This is a genomic window from Pelomonas sp. Root1444, from assembly GCF_001426885.1.
In the GTDB taxonomy this organism is placed as follows: Bacteria; Pseudomonadota; Gammaproteobacteria; order Burkholderiales; family Burkholderiaceae_C; genus Pelomonas.
Window position 1 is genome coordinate 65,919 of sequence record NZ_LMFP01000010.1, and the last position, 23,827, is coordinate 89,745.

At 69.8% G+C, this 23,827-nt stretch carries 13 protein-coding genes and 1 tRNA gene; 8 read left to right on the forward strand and 6 right to left on the reverse strand.

All coding sequences use genetic code 11. From position 1 onward, the window contains the following. Positions 1-2: 2 nt before the first annotated feature. Positions 3-908, forward strand: coding sequence for a heme o synthase (gene cyoE / locus ASD35_RS11350; RefSeq protein ID WP_056875049.1), 906 nt, complete (start codon positions 3-5; stop codon positions 906-908). Next, entirely contained in the window at positions 905-1,507 is a 603-nt protein-coding gene (locus ASD35_RS11355; RefSeq protein ID WP_056875050.1) for an SCO family protein, read from the forward strand. The genes cyoE and ASD35_RS11355 overlap by 4 nt, the downstream gene beginning before the upstream one ends. A 40-nt stretch (positions 1,508-1,547) precedes the next feature. Here ASD35_RS11355 and rpoH read toward each other — a convergent pair whose 3' ends face one another. From rpoH to ASD35_RS11375, 4 genes are all read right to left on the reverse strand, one after another. Continuing rightward, positions 1,548-2,465, reverse strand: coding sequence for an RNA polymerase sigma factor RpoH (rpoH, locus tag ASD35_RS11360; RefSeq protein WP_056875051.1), 918 nt, complete (start codon positions 2,463-2,465; stop codon positions 1,548-1,550). Between the two features lie 147 nt (positions 2,466-2,612). Beyond that, a complete protein-coding gene (locus tag ASD35_RS11365; protein ID WP_056875052.1) occupies positions 2,613-3,113 on the reverse strand; it encodes a chemotaxis protein CheW in 501 nt (166 codons plus the stop codon). A 32-nt stretch (positions 3,114-3,145) separates the two neighbouring features. Then, positions 3,146-6,337 carry a PAS domain S-box protein gene (locus ASD35_RS11370; protein ID WP_056875053.1) on the reverse strand — a complete coding sequence of 1,064 codons (3,192 nt, stop codon included), beginning with the start codon at positions 6,335-6,337 and terminating at the stop codon, positions 3,146-3,148. Next, positions 6,334-8,901 (reverse strand): ABC transporter permease, encoded by a 2,568-nt coding sequence (locus tag ASD35_RS11375; RefSeq protein ID WP_056875054.1) that lies wholly within the window; start codon positions 8,899-8,901, stop codon positions 6,334-6,336. Before ASD35_RS11375 ends, ASD35_RS11370 begins: the two co-directional genes overlap by 4 nt. A 76-nt stretch (positions 8,902-8,977) precedes the next feature. Between ASD35_RS11375 and ASD35_RS11380 the strand changes: the two genes are divergently transcribed. The 4 genes from ASD35_RS11380 to ASD35_RS28395 all read left to right on the forward strand — a co-directional run bounded on the left by ASD35_RS11380 (position 8,978) and on the right by ASD35_RS28395 (position 13,984). After that, positions 8,978-9,051: transfer RNA gene (locus ASD35_RS11380), tRNA-Gly, on the forward strand. Positions 9,052-9,336: 285 nt separating this feature from the next. Continuing rightward, a complete protein-coding gene (locus ASD35_RS11385) occupies positions 9,337-10,533 on the forward strand; it encodes a vanadium-dependent haloperoxidase (RefSeq protein ID WP_056875055.1) in 1,197 nt (398 codons plus the stop codon). 1 nt (position 10,534) lies between these two features. Next, positions 10,535-11,341 carry a class I SAM-dependent methyltransferase gene (locus ASD35_RS11390; RefSeq protein WP_056875100.1) on the forward strand — a complete coding sequence of 269 codons (807 nt, stop codon included), beginning with the start codon at positions 10,535-10,537 and terminating at the stop codon, positions 11,339-11,341. A 21-nt stretch (positions 11,342-11,362) separates the two neighbouring features. Continuing rightward, a complete protein-coding gene (locus tag ASD35_RS28395; RefSeq protein ID WP_056875056.1) occupies positions 11,363-13,984 on the forward strand; it encodes an AAA family ATPase in 2,622 nt (873 codons plus the stop codon). 15 nt (positions 13,985-13,999) lie between these two features. On the opposite strand, the gene ASD35_RS11400 is transcribed toward ASD35_RS28395, so the two are convergent. Then, on the reverse strand, positions 14,000-15,691 hold the full coding sequence (locus tag ASD35_RS11400) for a bifunctional UDP-sugar hydrolase/5'-nucleotidase (protein WP_162254448.1): 1,692 nt from the start codon (positions 15,689-15,691) through the stop codon (positions 14,000-14,002). 408 nt (positions 15,692-16,099) lie between these two features. Here ASD35_RS11400 and ASD35_RS11405 point away from each other — a divergent pair, with 408 nt between their 5' ends. Beyond that, entirely contained in the window at positions 16,100-19,486 is a 3,387-nt protein-coding gene (locus tag ASD35_RS11405) for a TonB-dependent receptor (protein ID WP_056875058.1), read from the forward strand. Positions 19,487-19,584: 98 nt separating this feature from the next. Here the strand turns inward: ASD35_RS11405 and ASD35_RS11410 are convergent, their stop codons facing one another. Then, on the reverse strand, positions 19,585-21,069 hold the full coding sequence (locus tag ASD35_RS11410; protein ID WP_056875059.1) for an NAD-dependent succinate-semialdehyde dehydrogenase: 1,485 nt from the start codon (positions 21,067-21,069) through the stop codon (positions 19,585-19,587). Positions 21,070-21,173: 104 nt separating this feature from the next. On the opposite strand from ASD35_RS11410, the gene alaS reads away from it, so the two are divergent. Continuing rightward, a complete protein-coding gene (gene alaS, locus ASD35_RS11415) occupies positions 21,174-23,798 on the forward strand; it encodes an alanine--tRNA ligase (RefSeq protein ID WP_056875060.1) in 2,625 nt (874 codons plus the stop codon). Positions 23,799-23,827 lie beyond the last annotated feature (29 nt).

The window sequence follows — 23,827 nt, forward strand, 5'->3', positions numbered from 1 at the left end:
CCATGGCTTCCACGTCCACCGCCAGTGCCCTCATGCACAGCCCGCGCTGGCAGCAGTTCTACCAGCTGACCAAGCCGCGCGTCGTCCAGCTCATCGTCTTCTGCGCCGCCATCGGCATGGCCCTGGCCGTGCCCGGCCTGCCGGACCTGCAGCAAGCGCTGACGATGCTCGCGGCCATCGCCGGCATCTGGCTGGTCGCCGGCGCCGCCGCCGCCTTCAACTGCCTCATCGAGGACGGCATCGACGCGCGCATGAAGCGCACCGCCTGGCGCGCCACCGCCAAGGGCGAGCTGAGCCGCACGCAGACGCTGGCCTTCTCGGCGCTGCTGTGCGCGGCCGGCATGGCGCTGCTTGGGTTCTACGTCAACCTGCTGACGATGTGGCTCACCTTCGCCACCTTCGTCGGCTACGCGGTCATCTACACCGTCATCCTGAAGCCGACGACACCGCAGAACATCGTCATCGGCGGCGCCTCCGGTGCGATGCCACCGGTGCTGGGCTGGGCGGCGCTGCGCGGCGAACTGGGCCCGGAGCCCTGGCTGCTGTGCCTCATCATCTTCCTGTGGACGCCGCCGCATTTCTGGGCGCTGGCGCTGTACCGCGCCGAGGACTACGCCCGCGCCGGCCTGCCCATGCTGCCGGTCACGCACGGCAATGACTACACGCGGTTGCAGATCCTGCTCTACACCTGGGTGCTGTTCGCGGCCACGCTGTTGCCCTTCCTGGCCGGCATGAGTGGGTGGTTCTACCTGGTCTGCGCCGTCGCGCTGGGCCTGGGTTTCTGCGGCTATGCCTTCCGGCTCTGGCGCTCCTATTCGGAGAAGCTGGCACGGCGGACCTTCTGGTTCTCCATCTGGCACTTGTCGCTGCTGTTCGCGGCCCTCCTGATCGACCACTACCTGCCATGAACACTCGTCGCTTCGCCCTGGCCGTGCTGGCCGCGCTGACCTTGGCCGGCTGCCAGAAGGCAACGCCCGACAAACCCGCCTTCAAGGGCATCGACCTCACCGGCGCCGACTACGCCAAGCAGCTCAACCTGACCGACCAGGACGGCCGCGCCCGGTCCCTGGCGGATTTCAAGGGCAAGGTGCTGGTGATCTTCTTCGGCTACACGCAGTGCCCGGACGTCTGCCCGACGACCATGGCCGAGGTCGCCGAGGTCAAGCGCTCGCTCGGTGCCGACGGCGACAAAGTGCAAGGCGTCTTCGTCACCGTCGACCCCGAACGCGACACCGCGGCGCTGCTCAAGGCCTACCTGGCCAGCTTCGATCCCAGCTTCGTCGGCCTGCGCGGCAGCGAGGAGCAGACCAAGGCCGCCGCCAAGGAGTTCAAGGTCTTCTACGCCAAGGTGCCCGGCAAGACGCCCGAGACCTACACGATGGACCACACCGCCGCCAGCTTCATCTTCGACACGGAAGGCCGCGTGCGCGTCTACGTGCGCTACGGCGCCGGCGCCAAGCCCCTGGCCGACGACATCAAGCTGCTGCTGGCCGAGGCGCAGAAATGACAAAGGCCCCATCAGGGGCCTTTTAAAGGGTGGAAGAGGATCAGGCCGCTTCGGTCAGCGCCTTCTTCATCTTCTTCATCGCCGCCACCTCGATCTGGCGGATGCGCTCGGCCGACACGCCGTACTCGGCCGCCAACTCGTGCAGCGTCATGCCGCCGGACGCGTCGTCGTTCACCTTCAGCCAGCGCTCCTCGACGATGCGGCGGCTGCGCGGGTCCAGCACGTCCAGCGCGCGGTGGATGCCGTCGCCGGCCAGCTCATCGCGCGAACGGGCCTCGATGACGCGCGTCGGCTCGTGGCTGTCGTCGGCCAGATAGGCGATGGGGGCGAAGCTCTCGCCTTCGTCGTCGGTCTGCGGCTCCAGGGCCACGTCGCCGCCGGACATGCGCGTCTCCATCTCCAGCACTTCCTCGCGCTTGACGTTCAGCGTGCTGGCCACATGGGCCACTTCGGCTTCGGTCAGCGTGTTGCGGTGCGTGGCAGCGTCGCTCTGGCCCGCCTTGAGCTGGTGCTTCATCGAGCGCAGGTTGAAGAACAGCTTGCGCTGGGCCTTGGTCGTCGCGACCTTGACCATGCGCCAGTTCTTCAGGATGTACTCGTGGATCTCGGCCTTGATCCAGTGCATCGCATAGCTGACCAGCCGCACGCCCTGGTCCGGGTCGAAGCGCTTGACGGCCTTCATCAGGCCGACGTTGCCTTCCTGGATCAGGTCGCCCTGGGGCAGGCCGTAGCCGACGTACTGGCGCGAGATGGACACGACCAGACGCAGGTGCGACAGCACCAGCCGGCCCGCGGCTTCCAGGTCACCCTCGTCACGCAGGCTGCGCGCGGCGGAACTTTCCTCCTCCGCGGTCAGCAGCGGCAGGCGGTTGACGGCGGAGATGTACGCGTCCAGATTGCCCAGCGAGGGCACGAGGGCCCAAGGGTCGCGAACGGCAATGGCGGAAGAGGCAGACATCGTCTTGATTCCTTCTGAACCGCCGCGTGTGGATGCGGCGGCGAAGGGAATATTAGCACTCCGCCATACCGAGTGCTAAGGATGATGCCGTCTGGGCTAAAACGCAGTGTTTCAGCGGCTGAAACAGTTGGCGGCCGCTAACTTCGTTCAGTCGACGAGGCCGAAATCGGGGCTTTTGATCATCGCCTCGATGTCCAGCAGGATCAGCATGCGCTCGCCGAGCTTGCCCAGGCCGGTGATGAAGCGGGCGTCCATCGCCGCCGGCACCTCGGGGCGGGCCTTGATCTCGTCGGCGCTCAGCTCCAGCACGTCGGACACCGAGTCGACGACGATGCCGACGATGCGGCCGGCCACGTTCAGCACGATGACGACGGTGAAGGCGTTGTACTCGCCGGGCTGGCCCAGGCGGATGCGCAGGTCCAGGATGGGCACGATGACGCCGCGCAGGTTGACGACACCCTTGACGAAGGCCGGCGCGTTGGCCACGCGGGTGGGCGCTTCGTAGGAGCGGATTTCCTGCACGCGCAGGATGTCGAGGCCGTATTCCTCCTCGCCGATGCGGAAGGTCAGGAACTGGCGGCCGTCGGCGCGCGCGAGGGTCTGCACGGCCTGGGCGCCGGTGGTGGGTACGAGATCGGTGGAGCTCATCGGGCGCTGCGCTTCGGGGTGGGGTCAGGCCGTCATTCTGCCCGCTCCGACCTTGGCGGCGATGCCAACAATTCGTCAACCAGGGCCAGCAGTTCACGCACGTCCAGTGGCTTGGTCAGGTAGTGGTCGGCACCGGCTGTGCGGGCCAGCGCCATCTGATCGGGCTGGGCATTGGCGGACACCACGACGACCGGCGGCGCGGCGCCGCCCAGCTCGCGCAGGCGGGCGAGCAGGCTCAGGCCGTCGCCGTCGGGCAGCTGCCAGTCCAGCAGCAGCAGGGCCGGTGGCCGTTCGCGCAAGGCCTTCAGGCCGGCTGCGACCGTCGGCGCCACCTCCAGCTCCAGCCCCGGGCGCTGCTCGAGGATGCCGCGCATGACCTCGGCGTTCAGCGGGTTGTCCTCCACGTACAGCACGCGCCGGTGCGGGCCGGCCTGCGGCGCTGCGGGGCCGTCCGCGGCGGTGGCGGGGGCGGCGGGTACGGCAGCGCCCGCCGCCGGCAGCCGCAGCACGAAGCAGGCGCCAGGGCCGTCCTGCGCTTCGGCGCGCAGGCTGCCACCCATCATTTCGGCCAGCCGCAGGCTGATGACCAGGCCGATGCCGGTGCCGGGCAGGCCGCTGCTCTCGCGGCCGAGGCGGTTGAAGGGCTGGAAGAGGGCAGCGCGCTGCTCATCCGTCAAACCCAGTCCCGTGTCGCGCACCGCGACCTCCACCCAGCCGGGCTCTGGGCTGGTCGCCGTGATGCTGACGCTGCCGCCGTCCCGGTTGTACTTGACCGCGTTGCTCAGCAGGTTGGTCAGCACCTGCGTGACGCGCGTCGGGTCGCCGACCACGCGCAGGGAGCCCGGGTCCAGCCGCTGGCTGATGGCCAGGCCGCGCTCGGCCGCGCCCTGCTGCACCAGGGCCAGCGCCCGGGCCAGCAGCGGCGGCAGCTCCAGCGCCACCGGCTCCAGCCGCAGCGAACCGGCCTCGATGCGCGACAGGTCCAGCGTGTCGTTGATCATCTCCAGCAGGTGCCAGCCGGCCTGGGCGATCTGCTGGGCGCGGCCGCGCTGCGAGGCTGCGAGCGGCTCGGCGGCGTCCATCTGCATCAGCTGCGTGAAGCCGAGGATGGCGTTCATCGGCGTGCGCAGCTCATGGCTCATGCGCGACAGGAACTCGTTCTTGGCCTGGTTGGCCGCCTCGGCGGCCTCGCGCGCGCGGTCCAGTTCCTCGATGCGCAGCTGGTCGGTGATGTCCTCGACGACACCGACCAGCCGCTGCGGCCGGCCATCGTCACCGCGCAGCAGGCTGACGAGCACGCGGGCGTGCACGATGGTGCCGTCCGGCCGCACATAGCGCTTCAGGCGCCGGTAGAAGGGAATCTCGCCGCGTGTCAGGCGGCGCGCCTGGCGAACGTCCTCGCGGCGGTCGTCCGCGTGGGTCACGTCGATGGAGCGTTTGGCCGCCAGCGCCTCGGCCGGGTAGCCGACCATGCGGCAGAAATGCGCGTTGACCTCCTTGAAACCGCCATCCAGGTCGGTGAAGGCGATGCCGATGGGTGCCGTCTCGAAGATGCTGCGAAAGCGCTGCTCGCTCTGGCGCAGCGCCTGCTCGCCCTCGGCGCGGTTGGCGATCTCGCGCTCCAGTTCCGCCGTGCGCTTCTTGACCAGCGCTTCGACATGCTGCGTGCGACCCGACATCAGCAGCAGCAACGCGCCCACCATGGCGGTGGCCAGCAGGCCCACCAGCGCGAAGGCCCAGCTGCGCCCTGGGGCGTGGACCATCCCGGGTAGGTCGTAGATGCGCACCTCCCAGTGCCGGCCGCCGAACTCCAGCGGCATCCTGACGAGCGGCAACACGGCGTCGCTGCCGCGCTGCACGGCCTCGCAGCCGCGCCGGCCGCCCAGGCGCGGATAGGCCGCGCCCGGCTCCAGGTCGACGAGGCAGGCGCCCAGATGCTCGGGCCAGTTGGCGGACAGGCGCGACAGCAGCACGTCCGGCCGCAGCGTTGCAAAGGCCACGCCGTCTAGCGCATCCTCCCCGGGCCCTGCCGCGGCGCGGAACAGGCGCTGGTAGACGACGACGCCGACGGCGCCTTCCTTGTCCTGCGACAGCTGGAAACCTGCCGACGCGACCGGCCGGCCCGAGGCCGCCGCCTGGGCGATCGCGGCGCGCGCGCTCGGGATGGTGCGCACATTGATGCCGAGCGCCCCGGCGTTGCGCGACAGCGGCTCGACGAGGCGGATGACCATCATGTCCTCGTCCGCCGGGGGGCTGACGTCGCCCGCCCGGGTGCGGTCACGCGCCCGGAAGCCGCCCGGGAAGCCGTCCGCCGCCGCGGCGGCATTGAAACGCTCGACGTCCGCGCGCGCCACGCGCAGCGACTGGCCCAACGCGATCAACGGGCTGTCCTGAGCCAGGAAACCCTGAGTCGCGCGGGCGAACTCCTCGCGCGTGGGCCGCGGCTTGACCTTCAACAGGCCATGCACGCTCTCCAGCGCCAGCAGCGGCTCGCGCAACCGGCCGGCCAGCGCCTGGGCGGCGTTGCTGGCTTCGCGCACGAAATCGGCGCGGTCGCGCTGGCGGTCCCATTCCACCGTCACGGCCACCCCCAGCCCGACCAGCAGCGTCGTCAGCAGCATGGGCAGCCCGACGCTGAAGCGTCGCGTCGCCCACGCCGAGCGCGGGTGGCCGATCAGCGCCAGCGTGATGGGCGTGGCGATCAGCACGCCCATCAGGTCGCCGGTCCACCAGATCGTCCAGACCAGGCCCATCTGAGCGGTGGCGATGACGTCGGTTGCCCTGAGCAGCAGCGTCGCGCAACTGGGGCTGATGAGACCGGCCAGCGTCGCCGCCACCAGGTACCCCGCGATCTCGCGCGGCGAGGCCAGCAGCAGCGGCCGGCCGCACCAGCGCCGCATCAGCAGCGTGCCGGCCGCGGCCTGGGCCGCGGCGCCGCAGCCGATGCCCAGTGCCAGTTGCACCGGCTGGCTGCTGAGTTCGCCCAGCATCGTCGCCTGCACGACGAAGGAGCCCAGCGCCACCGCCGGCAGGTAGCGCAGGCCCAGCACCAGCAGCACCGCCAGGCCCCAGCCTGCCGCCGGGTAGATGGGCGCCACCTGGTAGGGCGGCAGCACCATCAGCAGCCCCAACCGGCCCAGCAGGTAATAGACGACCGTGATGCCCGCGGACAGCGCCAGGTAGCGGCCGAGGTCGCGGGCGCTGACCCCGCGCGCCACGCTCATTCCGCCTGGGCCTCGCGCAACGTCTGCATCACCGGCCGTTGCAGCACGCCGCGCAGGCTCCACCAGCCGGCGCTCCAGGCCAGCAGTGCACCGCAGACCGCGCTGACGAACGGCACCCAAGGCTTGATCGCCCAGTCGAACTCGAAGACATAGCGCGCCAGCAGCGCGGCCAGCACCAGCGCCACGCCACCGGCCAGGAAGCCGGCCAGCGCGCCCACGCCCAGCAGCTCGGCACGCTGCACCTGTGCCAGCAGCGACGACGGCGCGCCCAGCGCCCGCATCAGCGCGAACTCGCGCGTGCGCGCCTCGCGTGTGCTGCCCACGGCGGCCAGCAGGACGACCAGGCCGGTCGCCAGCGTGAAGCCGAACAGGAATTGCACCGCCTGGATGACCTGGTCCAGCACGCCCTGCACCTGGTTGAGCTGGGCCGACACGTCGATGACGGTGAGGTTGGGGAACTGCCGCGCCAGCTCGCGGTCCAGCTTCGCGCCGGCTGGCAGCCGAAAGGCGGCGATCTGCGTGGATGGCAGGTCGGGCAGGTTGGCGGGCTCGAACAGCACGAAGAAGTTGACCCGCATCGACGACCAGTCCACCTTGCGCAGGCTGGTGACGCGGCCCTGCACCGGCTGGCCGGCGATGTCGAACGCCAGCTGGTCGCCCAGCTTCAGGCCCAGCGTCTGCGCCAGGCCTTCCTCGACGCTCATGCCCATCTCGCCCGCCGGTGCCGCGCCCCAGGCGCCCCCCACCAGCTGGTTGTGCGCGGGCAGGGCGCCGGTGTGGCTGAGGTTGAACTCGCGCTCGGCCAGGCGCTGGGCGCGGTCCTCGGTGAAGCGCTTGGCCTGCACGGCCTCGCCGTTGATGGCGGTCAGCCGGCCGCGGATCATCGGGTACCAGTCGTAGTCCTTCACGCCGGCCTCCTGCAGTGTCTTGCGGAAGGCCTCACCCTGGTCGGGCTGGATGTTGATGACGAAGCGGTCCGGCGCCGCCGCCGGCGTGGCGCGGCGCCAGCTGTCGATGAGGTCGGTGCGCAGCAGCACCAGCAAGGCCAGGGCCAACAGGCCCACCGCCAGCGACGCCACCTGCATGACCGCGAAGCCCGGCCGCGCCGCGACCTGGCGCGTGGCCAGCAGCAGCCAGCGCGGCACGCCGGCGCCGCTGACGTTGGTCGGCACGACGCGGCGCAGCAGCTTGACCGCGGCAAAGGCCAGCAGCGCGAACAGCAGCACCGCACCCGCGAAGCCGGCCGCCGCGATGCCGCCGAGCACAACGTCGCCCGCCAGCACGACCAGGATGGCCGCCAGGCCCGCCACGCCAGCGCCCAGCACCAGCAGCGAGCCCGCCTTGGGCGCGCCCAGGTCGCGGCGGATCACGCGCAGCGGCGGCACCGCCGCCAGCTGCAGCACCGGCGGCAGCCCGAAGCCCAGCAGCAGCGACAGGCCCAGGCCCAATCCGAGCAGTGCCGGCCAGATGCTGGGCGCCGGAAGCGTCACGTTGATGAGGCCGGCCAGCAGCGACACGAACACCTGGTGCAGCCCCAGGCCGATCAACACCCCGGCCAGGCTGGCGGCCAAGCCGGCGAGCAGGAACTCCAGCCCGTAGGCCCAGGCGATGCGGCGCTGCGGCTGGCCCAGCACGCGCAGCATCGCGCAGGCGTCCAGGTGCCGCGCCGCGAAATCGCGCGCCGCCAGCGCCACCGCCACGGCGGCCAGCAGCGCCGACAGCATCGCGACCAGCCGCAGAAAGCGTGCCGCACGGTCCAGCGTCTGGCGCATCTCGGGCCGGCCCGACTCCAGCGACTCCAGGCGCACGCCGCGCAGCTTGTTCTGCTCGACCAGCTGCTCGGCGCGTGTGACGAAGCGCTTCACTGCATCCGGCGCCGCGCCGGGGGCGGGCACCAGCGCCAGGCGGTAGGTAATGCGGCTGGCCGGCTGCACCAGGTGCGTCGCGGCCAGGTCGGTCTCGGTCAGCATGACGCGCGGCGCGAAGTTGATGAAGCCGGCGCCGCGGTCCGGCTCGGTCTCGATGAGGGCCGCCAGCTTCAGGCGGCTGTCGCCCAGCAGCAGCATGTCGCCCAGCTTCAGGCCCAGGCCGTCGGCCACGGCAGGGTCGACCCAGACCTCGCCGGCCGCGGGGGCACTGCCGGGGCCGGGCAGGCTGCTGCGCAACACGATGCGGCCGCGCAGCGGGTAGCCGCTGCTGACGGTCTTGACCGACACGAGCCGGCTTTCGCCGCCCTGCGCCTCCTCGGCACGCGCCATGCTCGGGAAGCTGGCGCTGCGCACGGTGGTCAGCTTCAGCTCGGCGGCGAGGTCGACGAGGGCTTGCGGCGTCGGCTGGTCGCTCGCCACGACGGCATCGCCGCCCAGCAGCTGGGCCGCATCACGGCGCAGGCCCTGGTCGAGCCGGTCCGAAAGGAACGCCACGGCGCACAGCGCCGCGACGGCCAGCGCCACGGCCAGCATCAACAGGCGCAACTCGCCGGCCCGCCAATCCCTCAGCAACTGGCGCCAGGCGATCAACAGCGTGGCGGGCGGGTGGTGGGCGGCGACAGCGGGGGGCGGCATTCGCGCGACTGTAGCCGCGGGTCGCGCCCGAGGTTCGCCGGCCGGCCGGCGCGGGCCTGTAAACTCGCGGCCCGATGCGGGTGTAGTTCAATGGTAGAACTTCAGCTTCCCAAGCTGACTACGTGGGTTCGATTCCCATCACCCGCTCCAAATGCAGACGGCCCCATCAGGGGCCGTTCGCATTTGGAAAGGGCCTTGGGATGAGACCCACAGGTTCGCTCAAGGCCAGCCAGTGGCTGTCCTTGGACGTGCCGCAGGCACGGGCCGAGTGCCAGCGAGGCCGAGGAATCCGCCCCAGCGGATTCCGAGCATTCCCTTCAGCGGTGGCAAGCACCCCGTCCCTGGCCGGCGAACCCCCGCAATCTAGGCAACTCCGCCCTATGGCGTCGTGCCACGGCCGCCTACCTTCACAGCCTCTCATCCCAGGAGGTCTTCGTGAAACCCAAGCTTCCCGCCATCCTCGTCGTACTGGCCGCACTGTCGGCCCCCGCCGCCCGCGCCGACGCCGTCACCGACTGGAACGAGCGCAGCTGCGACGCGGTCGTCGCGGCCGGCCTGCCTGCCCAGCCGGCCAACCGCATCATGGCCATCGCGCACACGGCCGCCCTGCAAGCCGCCGAGGGCGTCGCATCGGACGGTGCGGTCCAGGACAAGCGCGTCGCGATGGAGGCCGCCATCGCCGCTGCCCACCGCACCGCTCTGCTGAAGCTGCTGCCCGTCCAGCAGCCCCTGATCGATGGCGCCTACCAGGCGGCGATGGCCGCCCTGCCCGACGGAGCCGCCAAGACTGCGGGCACGCGCGCGGGCGATCAGGCGGCCGCCACGTTGATCGCCCAGCGCGAGGACGACGGCGCCGCCACGCAGGAGGCCTACCGTCCGTTCACCACGCCCGGACGCTATGTGCCGACGACGGTGCCGGCCGTGCCCCAGTGGTCGCAGCGCCGCCCATGGGTGATGCCGAGTGGCAACGCTTTCCGGCCCGGCCCGCCGCCCACACTGGCCAGCGAGCGCTGGGCGCGCGATTTCAACGAGACGCGCACCCTCGGCGCGCGCACCGGCAGCCGACGCAGCGCCGAGCAGACCGAGATTGCGCGCTTCTGGGAAACCACCGTGCCGCCGATCTATCACATGCTGGCGCGGAGCCTGGCCCAGCAGCCCGGCCGCGACCTGTTGCGCAACGCCCGGCTCTTCGTGGCGCTGACGCAGGGCATGGACGACGCCATGATCGCGGTCTTCGACGCCAAGTACCACCACGCGGCGTGGCGACCCATCACCGCCATTCGCAACGCCGACCAGGACGGCAACGCCGCGACGCCGCAGGACCCGTCCTGGCAGCCGCTGCTGGCCACGCCCATGCACCCGGAGTACCCCTGCGCGCACTGCGTGCAGTCGGGCGTCGTGGCCGCGGTACTGCAGGCGGAGATGGCCAGGGGCGCGGCGACGCCACTGCGCACCCGCAGCGCCTCGGCCAACGGCGCGGAGCGCGGCTGGGCGACGCTGGACGACTTCGTGCGCGAGGTCGGCAACGCCCGCGTCTATGGCGGCATGCACTTCCGCTTCTCGACCGAGGCGGGCGCCGAGCTGGGCCGCCGCATCGGTGCGCTCGCTGCGGCACGCCATCTCGGAGGCTGACATGCAAGACGCATTGCTTGCCAAGCCCGTCTGGCTGCATGCCGACGCCTACGAACGCTACATGGGCCGCTGGAGCCGCCAGGTGGCGCCGCCCTTCCTGCGCTGGCTCGACCGGCCCGCCGGGCAGCGCTGGGTCGACGTCGGCTGCGGCACCGGCGCCCTGAGCGCGGCCGTCCTGGCGCGCTGCGCGCCGGCCCGTGTGACCGGCGTCGACCCCTCGGAAGGCTTCCTGCGCAAGGCGCGCGAACAGCTGGGCGACCGTGCCGAGCTGCACTGCGCGTCGGGCGATGCGCTGCCGCTGGCCGGCGGCTGCAGCGACGCGACGGTGGCGGCGCTGATGCTGAACTTCGCTGCCGACCCGGCCGCCGTCGTGAAGGAGATGGCACGCGTCACCGCCGCGGGCGGCTGCGTCGCCGCCTATGTCTGGGACTATGGCGGGCGCATGGACTTGATCCGCGGCTACTGGGACGCCGCGCGCGAGCTGGACCCGACCGTGCCAAGCCAGGACACCGGGCCGCGCGTGGCGCTGTGCCGGCCCGAGGCGCTCGCCGCACTGTTCGAGCAATGCGGGCTGGCGCAGGTCGCCACGCGCGCGGTCGACATCGCCATGCATTTCGCCAACTTCGACGACTACTGGCAACCCTTCCTGCGCGGCCAGGGACCGGCGCCCGCGCATGCGATGGGCTTGCCGGCACCCCAGCGCGAGCAGCTGCGCGAGCGGCTGCGGCAGCGTTTCGCGGCGCGGGCGGGCGACGCCTTCGAGCTGGGTGCGCGTGCCTGGGCCGTGCGCGGCATCGCTGCCGCCTGACCGCGCTGCTAGCATCGATCGATGAAGCTGCTCGAACGCGATGGGTTGCTGGCGCAGTTGCAGGCCCAGCTCGATGCTGCGGTCAGCGGCGCCGGGCGGCTGGTGTTCGTCGAGGGGGAAGCCGGCATCGGCAAGACCACGCTGCTGCGCAGCCTGGCGCGCGCGCAACTCGAGACCCTGCCGGTCTACTGGGGCGGCTGCGATGCGCTCGCCACGCCGCGCCCGCTCGGCGCGCTGGACGACATCCTCGGCCGTTCCGGCACGGCGGCTGGCGGCGACCGCCACCGCCAGTTCGTCGCCTTCCTCGACCTGATGACCGAGCGTTCGGCGCTGGTGATCATCGAAGACCTGCACTGGGCGGACGGCGCGACGCTGGACCTGCTGCGCTATGCCGGCCGCCGCATGCAGCGCACCCGCTCGCTGCTCGTCGCCAGCTTCCGCAACGACGAGCTGGTGCCGTCGCACCCGCTGCGCGGCGTGCTGGGTGACCTGGCCACGACCGGCGTGCTGCGCCTTGCGCCGGCGCCGCTGTCGCTGCAGGCGGTGCAGGTGCTGTGCGGGGACCGCACGGTGGATGCTGCCGAACTGCACCGGCGCACGGCGGGCAACCCGTTCTTCATCACCGAGGTGCTGGCCGCCGTGCCGACCGGGCAGCTGAGCGTGCCGCCGCATGTCGCCGATGCGGTGCTGGCCCGCGCGGCGCGGCTGTCGCCCGCGGCGCGTGCGGTGCTGGATGCCGCGGCGGTGGCGGGCCCGCGTGTGGAGGCTGCGCTGCTGCAGGCCTTGGTGCCGCAGGACCGCGGCGCGATGGGTGAATGCCTGGCCACGGGTGTGCTGCGCGCCGACGGGCAGTCGTTGAGCTTTAGGCACGAGCTGGCGCGGCTGGCGATCTGCGGCGCGATGACGCCGTCGCAAGCCGCGGCGCTGCACCGCCGCTGCCTGCTGGCGCTACAGGCGCCGGACGCGCCGCATGCCGACGCGGCACGGCTGGTGCACCACGCCGCTGGCGCGGATGACGCTGCGGCCATCCGGCAATTCGCGCCAATGGCGGCCCAGGAGGCGGCCCGCCGGGGCGCGCACCGCGAGGCCGCGGCGCATTGGCGCCTTGCGGCCGACCGCGCCGCCACGGCTGCCGGGCGCGCGCATAGCCTGGAGCAGCATTCCATCCAGGTGCAGATGGTCGGCGAGCTGGAGCAGGCCATGGCAGCACGGCGGCAGGCCGTCGCGCTGTGGCTTGAAGCGGGCGAGGCGGCGCAGGCGGCGGTGTCACAGTCGCGCCTGGCCTTGCTGCTGGTCATGGCGGGCCGCAGCGCGGAGGGTGACGTCGCCCTCGAGCAGGCCCGGGCGCTGCTGCCCGCCGGCGCCGCGACGGACGCGGCGCTGCTGGTGCAACGGGCGGCGGCGGGCCTGCGCATGCTGGTGCAGGACAGTGACGAGGCGATCCGCCTCGTCGCGCCGGTGCTGGCCGACGCCGAACACCGCCAGGACCGCACGAGCCTCGTGCATGCGCTGGTGACGCTCGGGAGCGCGCAGATGGCGCTGGACCAGGTCGACGACGGCATGCGGGCGCTGGCCCGTGCAGTGGCGCTGGCCGAATCGGTCGGCGACGACCAGATGCTGGGCATGGCGCTGGCGAATTTCGGCTCGGCCTGTGCCGAGATGCTGCGGCTGCCGCAGGCCGATGCGCTGCTGCAGCGTGGCATCGCGTTCTGCGGCGAGCGCGACCTCGACTCGCAGCGCATGTACCAGTTGTCGTGGCTGGCCCATGTGCGGCTGCTGCAGGGCCGCTGGGACGACGCAGGCGCCGCCGCGCAAGAGGTGATCGGCGAGCGCCGCGCCGCGCCCATCGCCACCATCATGGCGCTGATCGCGCTCGGCCGGCTGCACGCCAGGCGCGGCGAAACGGCGCCGGCGTGGGCGGCGCTGGACCGCGCGTCGGGCCTCGCGGCCGGCGCCGCGGCGCTGCAGCGGCTGGCGCCGGTCCATGCGGCACGTGCGGAAGCCGCGTGGCTGGAAGGGCGCCCGGACGCCGCCGCGCTCGAAGCCGCCGCCGCGCTGCCGCTGGCGCTGGCCAAGCGGCATGCGCGCCATGCGGCGGAGCTGGTCATGTGGTGCCGGCGGGCGGGGCAGGATGTCGCGCTGCCCGACCATTGCTCGGCGCAGGTGCACGCCGTGGAGGCCGGCGGCGCGTGGCCTGCGGCGGCCCAGGCCTGGGCCGCGCTGGACTGCCCCTACGAACGGGCGCGTTGCCTGGCCGACGGCGACGTGGCGGCGCAGCGCGAGGCGCTGGCGATCTTCCAGTCGCTGGGCGCCCGGCCGATGGCCGAGCGCGTCGCCCGCCAACTGCGCGCCGCTGGCGTCGGCGGCCTGCCTCGCGGGCCGCGGGCGTCGACGCTGCGCAACGAGGCGGGTTTGACCACCAAGGAACTGTCGGTGCTGCAACTGCTGGCGGCCGGCCTGCGCAGCAGGGACATCGGCACGCGACTGAACCGGTCGCCGCGCACCGTCGACCACCATCTGCAGGCGATCTTCGCCAAGCTGGGCGTCAGCACCCGGGCCGAGGCGGTGAGCGCGGCGTACCGCCTAGGTGTGGTGCGCACCGATGACGCAGGCGCCGCGGGGCCGGCTGCACGCGCGCGCTGACCGGCCGCCGCCCCCTCATTCGCGAACGATGCGGCCGGGGGCGGCCTGCTCCAGCGCCTGCGGGTTGCTGCGCAGCCAGTCGACGAGGGCGTCGATGTCGGTGCCCAGCACGGCGCGGTCGCGGCCGTGCTTGAAACCGCCGCCTTCGTCGCCGCCTTCGGACAAGAAGTTGTTGACGATGACGCGGTACTCGCGCGTGCGGTTCAGCGGCTGGCCGTCGAGCAGGATCTCGCCCAGTTCCGGTTTGCCGTCGGCGCCCGCGCGCCAGTGGTAGCGCAGCGTGGAGGACGGCTGCAGCATGCGCGGTGCGGCGCCGGCCTTGGGCAGCTGGCGCTGCAGGATGTCCCAGAGTTGCTGGCCATTCAGCGTCAGCGCAATGATGTCGTTGCCGAAGGGCTGGATGGCGAGCAGGTCGCTCATCGTCGTCGGCTTGCCGCGCTCCACCACCAGGTCCGAGCGGATGCCGCCGAGGTTCATGAAGGCGACGTCGGCCGGGCCCTGCTTGCGCGCGAAGGCAAGCTGGCTGTCGGCGATGAGGTTGCCCAGCGGGGCATCGCCGTTGGGCTCCTTGGCGTGGCGCGTCGCGCCGCTGGGCAGCGTCGCCACGGGCTTGTTGCGCGCGGCCTCGGTCATCGCGGCGGCGCGGGCGACCAGCTCCGCCAGCGCGGGGTTGGGCGCGTAGACCGACTGCAGCACCGGATGGTTGACGGCCTGGGCGTCGAGCACGCGGCCGTCAGCGTCCAGCTTGAGGTGCGTCTCGGTGATCCAGCCGCCGTAGCTGCCGGCCTGCACAACCAGGCGGCCGTTGATCTTGCAGGTGTACGCCTGGTGGGTGTGGCCGCCGATGATGACGGCGTAGGCCGGGTCCAGCCGCTTGGCGATGTCCTGCACGCGGCCGGTCAGCGTCGGGCAGGCGTAGCTCGGGTCATTGGCGCTGGCGCCCTGGGCCTGCACGCCGCCCTCGTGCATGACGGCCACCAGCACCTGCGCGCCGGCGGCCTTCAGCTGCGGCACCAGCGCGTTCAGCGTGTCGGCCTCATCGGCGAAGCGGATGCCCTGGATGGCGCGGGCGACGATGACTGAAGGGGTGTCCTTCGTGGCCACGCCGGCCACGGCCACCTTGAGACGGCCCGCCTGCTGGATCACATGGGTGGGCAGCAGGGGCTTGCCGGTGTTGGCGTCCAGCACGTTGGCGCCGAGGTAAGGAAAGCCCGGGCCCTTGTAGCCCGGCCACAGGCAGCCGTTCGGGCCGCATTCGCCGCGCGCCTGACGCAGCAGCTCGGGCAGGCCGGCGTCCAGCTCGTGGTTGCCCAGCGCGCTGGCCGAGATGCCGAATCCCGACAGGGCCGCCAGCGTCGGTTCATCCCGCAGCAGGTTGGAGATCAGCGGCGACGCGCCGATCAGGTCGCCCCCGGCGACGACGAGAGCGTCCGGGTTCTTGGCCTTCAACTGCGCCAGCGCTGTCGCCAGATAGGCCACGCCACCCGCCGGCTGGGGCTTCACCTCGCCCGTGGCGGGGTCGGGCAGGCGGGGCATCAACGGCGTCGGCTTGGCCGGCTGGATGTTGCCGTGGAAGTCGTTGATGGACAGCAGCGTCAGTTCGCTGGTCTTGCCCGCCTGCTGCGTTGCGCAACCGGCGAGCAAGGCGGCAATGAGGGCGCCCAGCATGGGGCGGGTCGCGATGCGGAAAGGGAAGGGTTGAGCCATGTGGAGGAGGTGCCGGGGCGCCGGGAGCGAGCGCGATGGAGAAGATGGACTGCGGGTGTGTCGCGATTTCACTACAAGAAAGTACCGTGCTTGGAGATGTTTACAAAGTCGAAAAAATGCACTTTGTTGGTGCAAAACTAGGATTGCTTCGGCGGACATCGGCGGAGGCAGCCGCATGGCGCGATGCACTGGCGTAGTGCCTTGGTGAGGCGCCGGCTGTTTGAAACGGGCCACTTCTGACTTACCCGTAAAGTTCTGTCACAGAAAGTCATGACAATTCCGTCACCGTTGCGCCCCGCGCCTCTTCTGGAGATCGCGCCAACGCAACCGCGCGCCGTCACATGACGGCGCCGTGACGATTTCGATACCAGCCGCGCGTCTGCTGCGCGCACAACAGGAGTGATTGGGATGAGCAACAGGTTTGGGTCCGGATTCCCGCTTTCGGCGCTCTGCGCCGCCGTGGCCATCGTGGCTGCAGCGCCGGTGATGGCGCAGAACACGACGGCGGCGATCAGCGGCCAGGTGTTGGGTACCGATGGCAAGCCGTTGGCCGGCGCTTCGGTGACTGTCTTGCACCGGGAATCGGGTTCGACCAACACCCTCACGACCGATGCCGACGGTCGCTTCTCGGCGCGTGGCCTGCGCGTCGGCGGCCCCTACACGGTCACCGCCGTCAAGGGTAGCGAGCGTGAAGTGCAGAACGACATTTACTTGGCGCTTGCTGAGGCGCTCAATCTTGAACTGCGCGTCCGCAGCGCCAATGTGCTGGAAACCGTCGTCACCACCGGCCGTGCTACCGCCAGCAAGTTCGACAGCACGGCCATGGGCGCGGGCACCAGCCTTGGTCGCGACGAACTCGCCGCGTACGCATCGATCTCGCGCAGCCTCCAGGACTACGCCCGCACCGACCCGCGTGTCGTCCAAACCGACAAGGGCAATGGCGAAATCTCCGTCGCCGGCCAGAACGGACGTTTCAACACGGTCACGATCGACGGCGTGAAGGTCAACGACACCTTCGGTCTGGAACTGAACGGCCTGCCGACGCTGAAGCAGCCGATTTCCATCGACGCCATCCAGGCGGTCCAGGTCAATATCTCCAACTACGACGTCACGCAACAGGGCTACACCGGCGCCAACATCAATGCGGTGACGAAGTCGGGTACCAATGAGTTTGCCGGCAGCGTCTATTACGCCTATCGCGATGAAAAGCTCAGCGGTGACCGTTATGACCGCGTGCGCAACGTCACCTTCCGCACGCCGGGATTCATGGAAGACCTGAAGGGCTTCACCCTCGGCGGCCCCATCATCAAAGACAAGCTGTTCTTCTTTGCCAGCTACGAAGAGCTGAAGAGCAGCCGCTCCGTGCCGGCCTTCGGCCCGATGGGCACGGACAGTGTCAACGTGGGCATCACCGAGGCACAGATCAAGGCGGCACAGGATCTTGCATCCAGCCTCTACAAGATTGACATCGGCGGCTTGAGCATTCCCACGGGCGTCGACCTGATCGCCAAGGACACCCTGCTGAAGCTCGACTGGAACGTCAGCGACAACCACAAGGTCAACGTCCGCTACACGAAGTCCACCGAAGACAACCCCATCTTCCCGAACTTCACCGCCAACCAGCTGGCGTTGTCGTCCAACTGGTATACCCAGAGCAAGACGCTGGAGACCGTGGTGGGCCAGTGGTTCGCCGACTGGACGGACAACTTCTCGACCGAACTGAAGCTGTCGCAGCGCGATTACAAGAGCGACCCGAAGAACAACAGCAACCTGCCGCAGGTCACGCTGTCCTGGACGACGCCTGCACCGGCGGGCTCCGCTACCGGGAATCGCTCGTTGGTCTTCGGTACCGAGCAGAGCCGCCATTTCAACAGCCTGCATACCAAGACGTTCAACGGCTTCTTCGCCGGCAACCTGTTCCTGGACAACCACGAGATCAAGGCCGGCGTCGATATCGAACGCAACCAGATCTTCAACGCCTTCCTGCAGAACACCAAGGGTACCTACACCTTCAGCAGCAGCGATCCGGTCGCGCAATGGGCCACCGGCGTGCCGTCGTCCTACCAAGCGCAGATGCCGCTGGCCGGCAGCACGCTGCAGGACGGTGCGGCAAACTGGACGCTGTCCAACATCGGTGTCTTCCTTCAGGACACCTGGAAGGTCAGCAAGAAGCTGAGCTTTGTCGGCGGCCTGCGCGTGGACATGTTGCAGACGGACGACAAGCCGAAGTTCAACTCGGGCGCATCAGGCGCCCCGACCATCCTCGCGAACGGTCGTGCGGGTGGCGGTTTTGGCTACGACAACAGCTACACGCTGGACGGCCAGAAGATCGTGCAGCCGCGCTTTGGCTTCAACTACCAGTTTGACCCGGTCGACAACCTCAAGACGCAGCTTCGCGGCGGCGTGGGTCTGTTCATGGGCTCCGCGGCGTCGGTCTGGTTGACCAACCCGTACCAGAACACCGGGGTCACGACGGCCAACCTGTCCTGCGGCAGCGGCACCGTCGCCTGCTCGACGATCCAGTTCTCCGCCGATCCGAGCAATCAACCTCCGCTACCTGCCACCAATCCGCCGGCGGCCAACGTCGACTTCGTCGCCCCGGGTGTGAAGCAGCCGACGGTCTGGAAGATGAACCTTGCGCTGGACAAGGAACTGCCGTGGTACGGCCTGGTGGCTGGCGCCGAATGGCTGCACACCGAAGTCGACAAGGGTCTGTACTACCAGTACCTGAACCTCGGCCCCGTCACCTCGACGTCGCCGATCGATGGTCGCGAGATGTACTACAACGCCGCCGGCCGCAACCCGCTGTGCTACGCGGGCGGCAACGATTCCAGCCCGACGACCTGCGGTCGCCAAACCAAGGCGCTGAACAACCAGCTGTACAACAACGTCACGGTGCTGAAGAACACCAGCAAGGGCAGCGGCGACGTGCTGACCTTGTCGCTGTCTGGCCCGAACCGCGGCGGCTTCGGTTGGGGTGTGGCCTACACCCGCACCCGCGCAACGGAAGTCAGCGGCCTGACCTCCTCGACGGCCAATTCCGGCTGGCTGAACCGCGCGGTCTTCAATCCGAACGAGGAAGTCGCCGCCAACTCGGCCACGATGATCCGCGATCGCTTCTCGGCTCAGATGAACTTCTCGAAGGCCTTCTTCGGCAAGTACAAGACGACGCTGGGCGTTGTCTACGAAGGCCGCGAAGGCAGGCCCTACAGCTGGACCTTCAACAACGACGTGAACGGGGACGGCGTGGCGGGTAACGACCTGCTCTACATCCCCAAGGCCCCCGGCTCGGGTGAAGTGCTGTTCCGCTCGCCCGTCAACGGTACGGCCATCACTGGCTTGCCGGCCGCTCAGCAGTCCGCGGCGCTTACTGCCTATCAGCAGCAGACTGCCGCTGCCGCCGAGGCGAAGTTCTGGGAGATCGTCAACAACAACAAGGGCCTGCGCGACAGCAAGGGCGGCGTGGTCGGCCGCAACACGTCCTACTCGAAGTTCACCAACAGCTTCGACGTGCGCGTGAGCCAGGAAGTCCCGGGCATCTTCGGCAAGCAGAAGGGCACGCTGACGCTGGACATCCTGAACTTCGGTAATCTGGTCAACAAGCGCTGGGGCCGCGTCGACGAAGTCGCCTTCGGTACCGGTGGCAACACCCGCCGCTGGATCAACTACGCCGGTATCGATGCGACGACGGGCAAGATGATTTATTCGGTCAACGACCCGACCGACTACACGACCAAGCAGACCCGTGGCGAATCGCAGTGGGCCATGCAGATCACGGCCAAGTACGAGTTCTGATCGCAAAGAGCAACTGGCAGGACCGCCTCATCGGCGACTCTGCCAAAGCAAAGGGGCCCCACAAGGGCCCCTTTTTTGTGCCGAGCGCAGGACGACTGCTACTTCTGGATGTCTCCCAGGCAGAGGTACTTGACCTCCACATAGTCCTCGATGCCCTGCCGCCCGCCCTCGCGCCCGAGGCCCGACTGCTTGACGCCGCCGAACGGCACCTCGGCCGTCGAGATCAGCCCGGTGTTGACGCCCACCATGCCGTACTCCAGCGCCTCGCCGACGCGGAAGATGCGGCCGATGTCGCGGCTGTAGAAGTAGCTGGCCAGGCCGAATTCCGTCGAGTTGGCCAGCGTGATGGCCTCCGCCTCGGTCTGGAACTTGAACACCGGCGCGACCGGGCCGAAGGTTTCCTCGCGCGAGCACAGCATCTGCGGCGTGGCGTCGGCCAGCAGCGTGGGCTCGAAGAAGTTGCCGGCTTCCGTCGCCAGCCGCTTGCCGCCGGCCAGCAGCTTGGCGCCCAGCGCGATCGCGTCGGCCACGTGGGCCTCCACCTTCTGCAAGGCGGCCTCGTCGATCAGCGGGCCGACGTTGACGCCGCTCTCGAAGCCGTTGCCGGTCTTCAGCGTCGCCACCTTGGCCGAAAGTTTCTCCAGGAACGCCTCGTACACGCCCGCCTGCACGTAGATGCGGTTGGCGCAGACGCAGGTCTGGCCGGCGTTGCGGTACTTGCTGGCCAGCGCGCCCTCCACCGCGGAGTCGAGGTCGGCGTCGTCGAAGACGATGAAGGGCGCGTTGCCGCCCAGCTCCAGGCTGAGCTTCTTGACCGTCGGCGCGCACTGTTTCATCAGGATGCGGCCGACCTCCGTGGAGCCGGTGAAGGACAGGTGCCGCACCACGTCGCTCTCGCACAGCACCTGGCCGATCTCGATGGACTGGGCCGCGTCCGCCGTCAACACGTTCAGCACGCCCGATGGCATGCCGGCCTGCTGGGCCAGCTCGGCTGCGGCGAGTGCCGTCAGCGGCGTGGCCTCGGCCGGCTTGATGATGACGGTGCAGCCGGCGGCAAGCGCCGGCGCCACCTTGCGGGTGATCATCGCCAGCGGGAAGTTCCACGGCGTGATGGCTGCGCAGACGCCGACGGCCTGCTTGAGCACCAGGTAGCGCTTGGTCGGGTCGGTGGTGGGGATGGTCTCGCCGTAGACGCGTTTGCCTTCCTCGGCAAACCAGTCGAGGAAGCTGGCGCCGTAGACGACCTCGCCGCGCGCCTCGGCCAGCGGCTTGCCCTGCTCGGCCGTCATCAGCCGGGCCAGGTCGTCGGCGTGCTTGACGAGCAGCTGCTGCCAGCGCACCAGCACGGCGGCGCGCTCCTTGGCGGGTTTGCTGCGCCATGCGTTCAGCGCGTTGGCGGCGGCGGCGATGGCCTCCTGCGCTTCGGCGCGGCCGAGGTTGGGCACCTGGGCCAGCTCGCGGCCGGTGGCGGGGTCGGTCACCGCGAAGGTGGCGGCGGCGCCCACCCAATCGCCGTTGATCAGCGCCTGGGTGCGCAGCAGGCCGGGGTTGTCCAGCGCGTCCAGCGGGGAATTCGCGTCCATCGGGGATCTCCAGTCGAATTGCCCGGCACTCTACTGCCGGCAGGTAAAGCCCTCTCCCTACAATCGCCCCTCTTTGTCACTGACTCTTTCCAGGAAGCCCCGGGATGAAAGCCGCCGAGATCCGCCAGACGTTTCTGAAGTTCTTCGAGTCGAAAGGACACCAGATCGTCGCGTCCAGCCCTGTCGTGCCGGGCGACGACCCGACGCTGCTGTTCACGAACGCGGGCATGAACCAGTTCAAGGACGTGTTCCTGGGCTTCGACAAGCGCGCCTACACGCGCGCGACGACCAGCCAGAAGTGCATCCGCGCCGGCGGCAAGCACAACGACCTGGACAACGTCGGCTACACCGCCCGCCACCACACCTTCTTCGAGATGCTGGGCAACTTCAGCTTCGGCGACTACTTCAAGAAGGACGCGATCAGTTACGCGTGGGAGCTGCTGACAGTGCACTTCAAGCTGCCGGCCGACAAGCTCTGGGTCACCGTCTATGAGGAAGACGACGAGGCCTACGACATCTGGAACAAGACCGTGGGCGTGCCCGCCGAGCGCATCGTGCGCATCGGCGACAACAAGGGCGCGCGCTACATGTCCGACAACTTCTGGATGATGGGCGACACGGGTCCCTGCGGCCCCTGCACCGAGATCTTCTACGACCACGGCCCCGACGTGGCTGGCGGCCCCCCGGGTTCGGCCGAGCAGGACGGCGACCGCTACATCGAGATCTGGAACAACGTCTTCATGCAGTTCAACCGGACTGAAGACGGCGTGATGCACCCGCTACCCAAGCCGAGCGTGGACACCGGCATGGGCCTGGAGCGCCTGGCGGCCGTGCTGCAGCACGTGCATTCCAACTACGAGATCGACACCTTCGTGAACCTGCTCGCCGCCGCCAAGTCGGCGGTGGACGCCGCCGGCGGTGGCGACTGCGATGCCACGAGCCCGTCGCTGAAGGTCATTGCCGACCACATCCGCGCCTGCTCGTTCACCGTCGTCGACGGCGTCATCCCCGGCAACGCCGGCCGCGGCTATGTGCTGCGCCGCATCGCCCGCCGCGCCATCCGCCACGGCTACAAGCTGGGCGCACGCACGCCGTTCTTCCACAAGCTGGTCGCCGCGCTGGCCGCCGAGATGGGCGATGCCTATCCCGAGATCCGCACCGGCCAGGCCCGTGTGACGGACGTGCTGAAGCAGGAGGAAGAGCGCTTCTTCCAGACCATCGCGACCGGCATGGAGATCCTCGAAGCAGCGCTCGCCAAAGGCGGCAACGTCGACGGCGACACGGCCTTCAAGCTGCACGACACCTACGGCTTCCCGGTCGACCTGACCGCCGATGTCTGCCGCGAGCGCGGCGTGTCCGTGGACGAGGCGCGCTTCAACGAGCTGCTCGAAGAGCAGAAGAACCGCGCCCGCGCCGCCGGCAAGTTCAAGATGGCGCAAGGCCTGGCCTACAGCGGCGCGCCGACCGAGTTCCATGGCTATGACGACCTCGTCGTCGAGGCCGCCAAGGTCACGGCCATCTACGTCGACGGCGCGCAGGTCGACCAGGCGCAAGCCGGCGACGACGCCGTCATCGTGCTGGACCACACGCCCTTCTACGCCGAGAGCGGCGGCCAGGTGGGCGACGCCGGCGAGCTGCGCAACGGCACGACGCGCGTCGTCGTCGCCGACACGCTGAAGATCCAGGCCGACGTGTTCGGTCACCACGGCCAGGTGGTGGAAGGCTCGGTCAAGGTGGGCGACGTCTTCACCGCCCGCGTCGACGCCGAGCGCCGTGCCAAGACCGTGCGGAACCACAGCGCCACCCACCTGATGCACAAGGCGCTGCGCGAGGTGCTGGGCGCGCATGTGCAGCAGAAGGGCTCGCTGGTGAACGCCGAGCGCACGCGCTTCGATTTCGCGCACAACGCGCCGATGACCGCCGAGCAGATCAAGGAGATCGAGGCCATCGTCAATGCCGAGATCCTCGGCAACGCCGGCGCGAATGCGCAGGTCATGGCGCTGGAGGACGCGCAGAAGTCGGGCGCGATGATGCTGTTCGGCGAGAAATACGGCGACAACGTGCGCGTGCTGTCCATCGGCTCCTCCAAGGAACTTTGCGGCGGCACCCACGTGAAGGCGACCGGCGACATCGGCCTGTTCAAGATCGTGGCCGAGGGCGGCGTGGCCGCCGGCATCCGCCGCGTCGAGGCCGTCACCGGCGACAACGCGCTGGCCTACCTGCAGCAGTTGGAAGCCACCGTGCAGTCCGCCGCACAGACGCTCAAGACCGCGCCCGCCGAGCTGGAAGGCCGCCTGCATGCCGTGCTGGACCAGGTCAAGGCGCTGGAGAAGGAACTCGCCGCGGCCAAGAGCAAGCTGGCGTCTGCCCAGGGCGACGAGCTGATGGGCCAGGCCGTCGACGTCAAGGGCCTGAAGGTGCTGGCCGCGAAGCTCGAAGGCGCCGACGCCAAGACGCTGCGCGAGACCATGGACAAGCTCAAGGACAAGCTCAAGACGGCGGCCATCGTGCTGGCCGCCGTGGATGGCGACAAGGTCCAGATCGCGGCCGGCGTGACCGCCGACAGCGTGGGCAAGGTGAAGGCCGGCGAGCTGGTCAACTTCGTGGCGCAGCAGGTCGGCGGCAAGGGCGGCGGCAAGCCCGACCTGGCCATGGCCGGCGGCACCCAGCCGGCCGGCGTGGCGGCGGCGCTGGCCAGCGTCGCGGGCTGGGTGGCGGAACGCGTCTGACGCCCGCGCCCCGATAAAGCAAGGCCCGC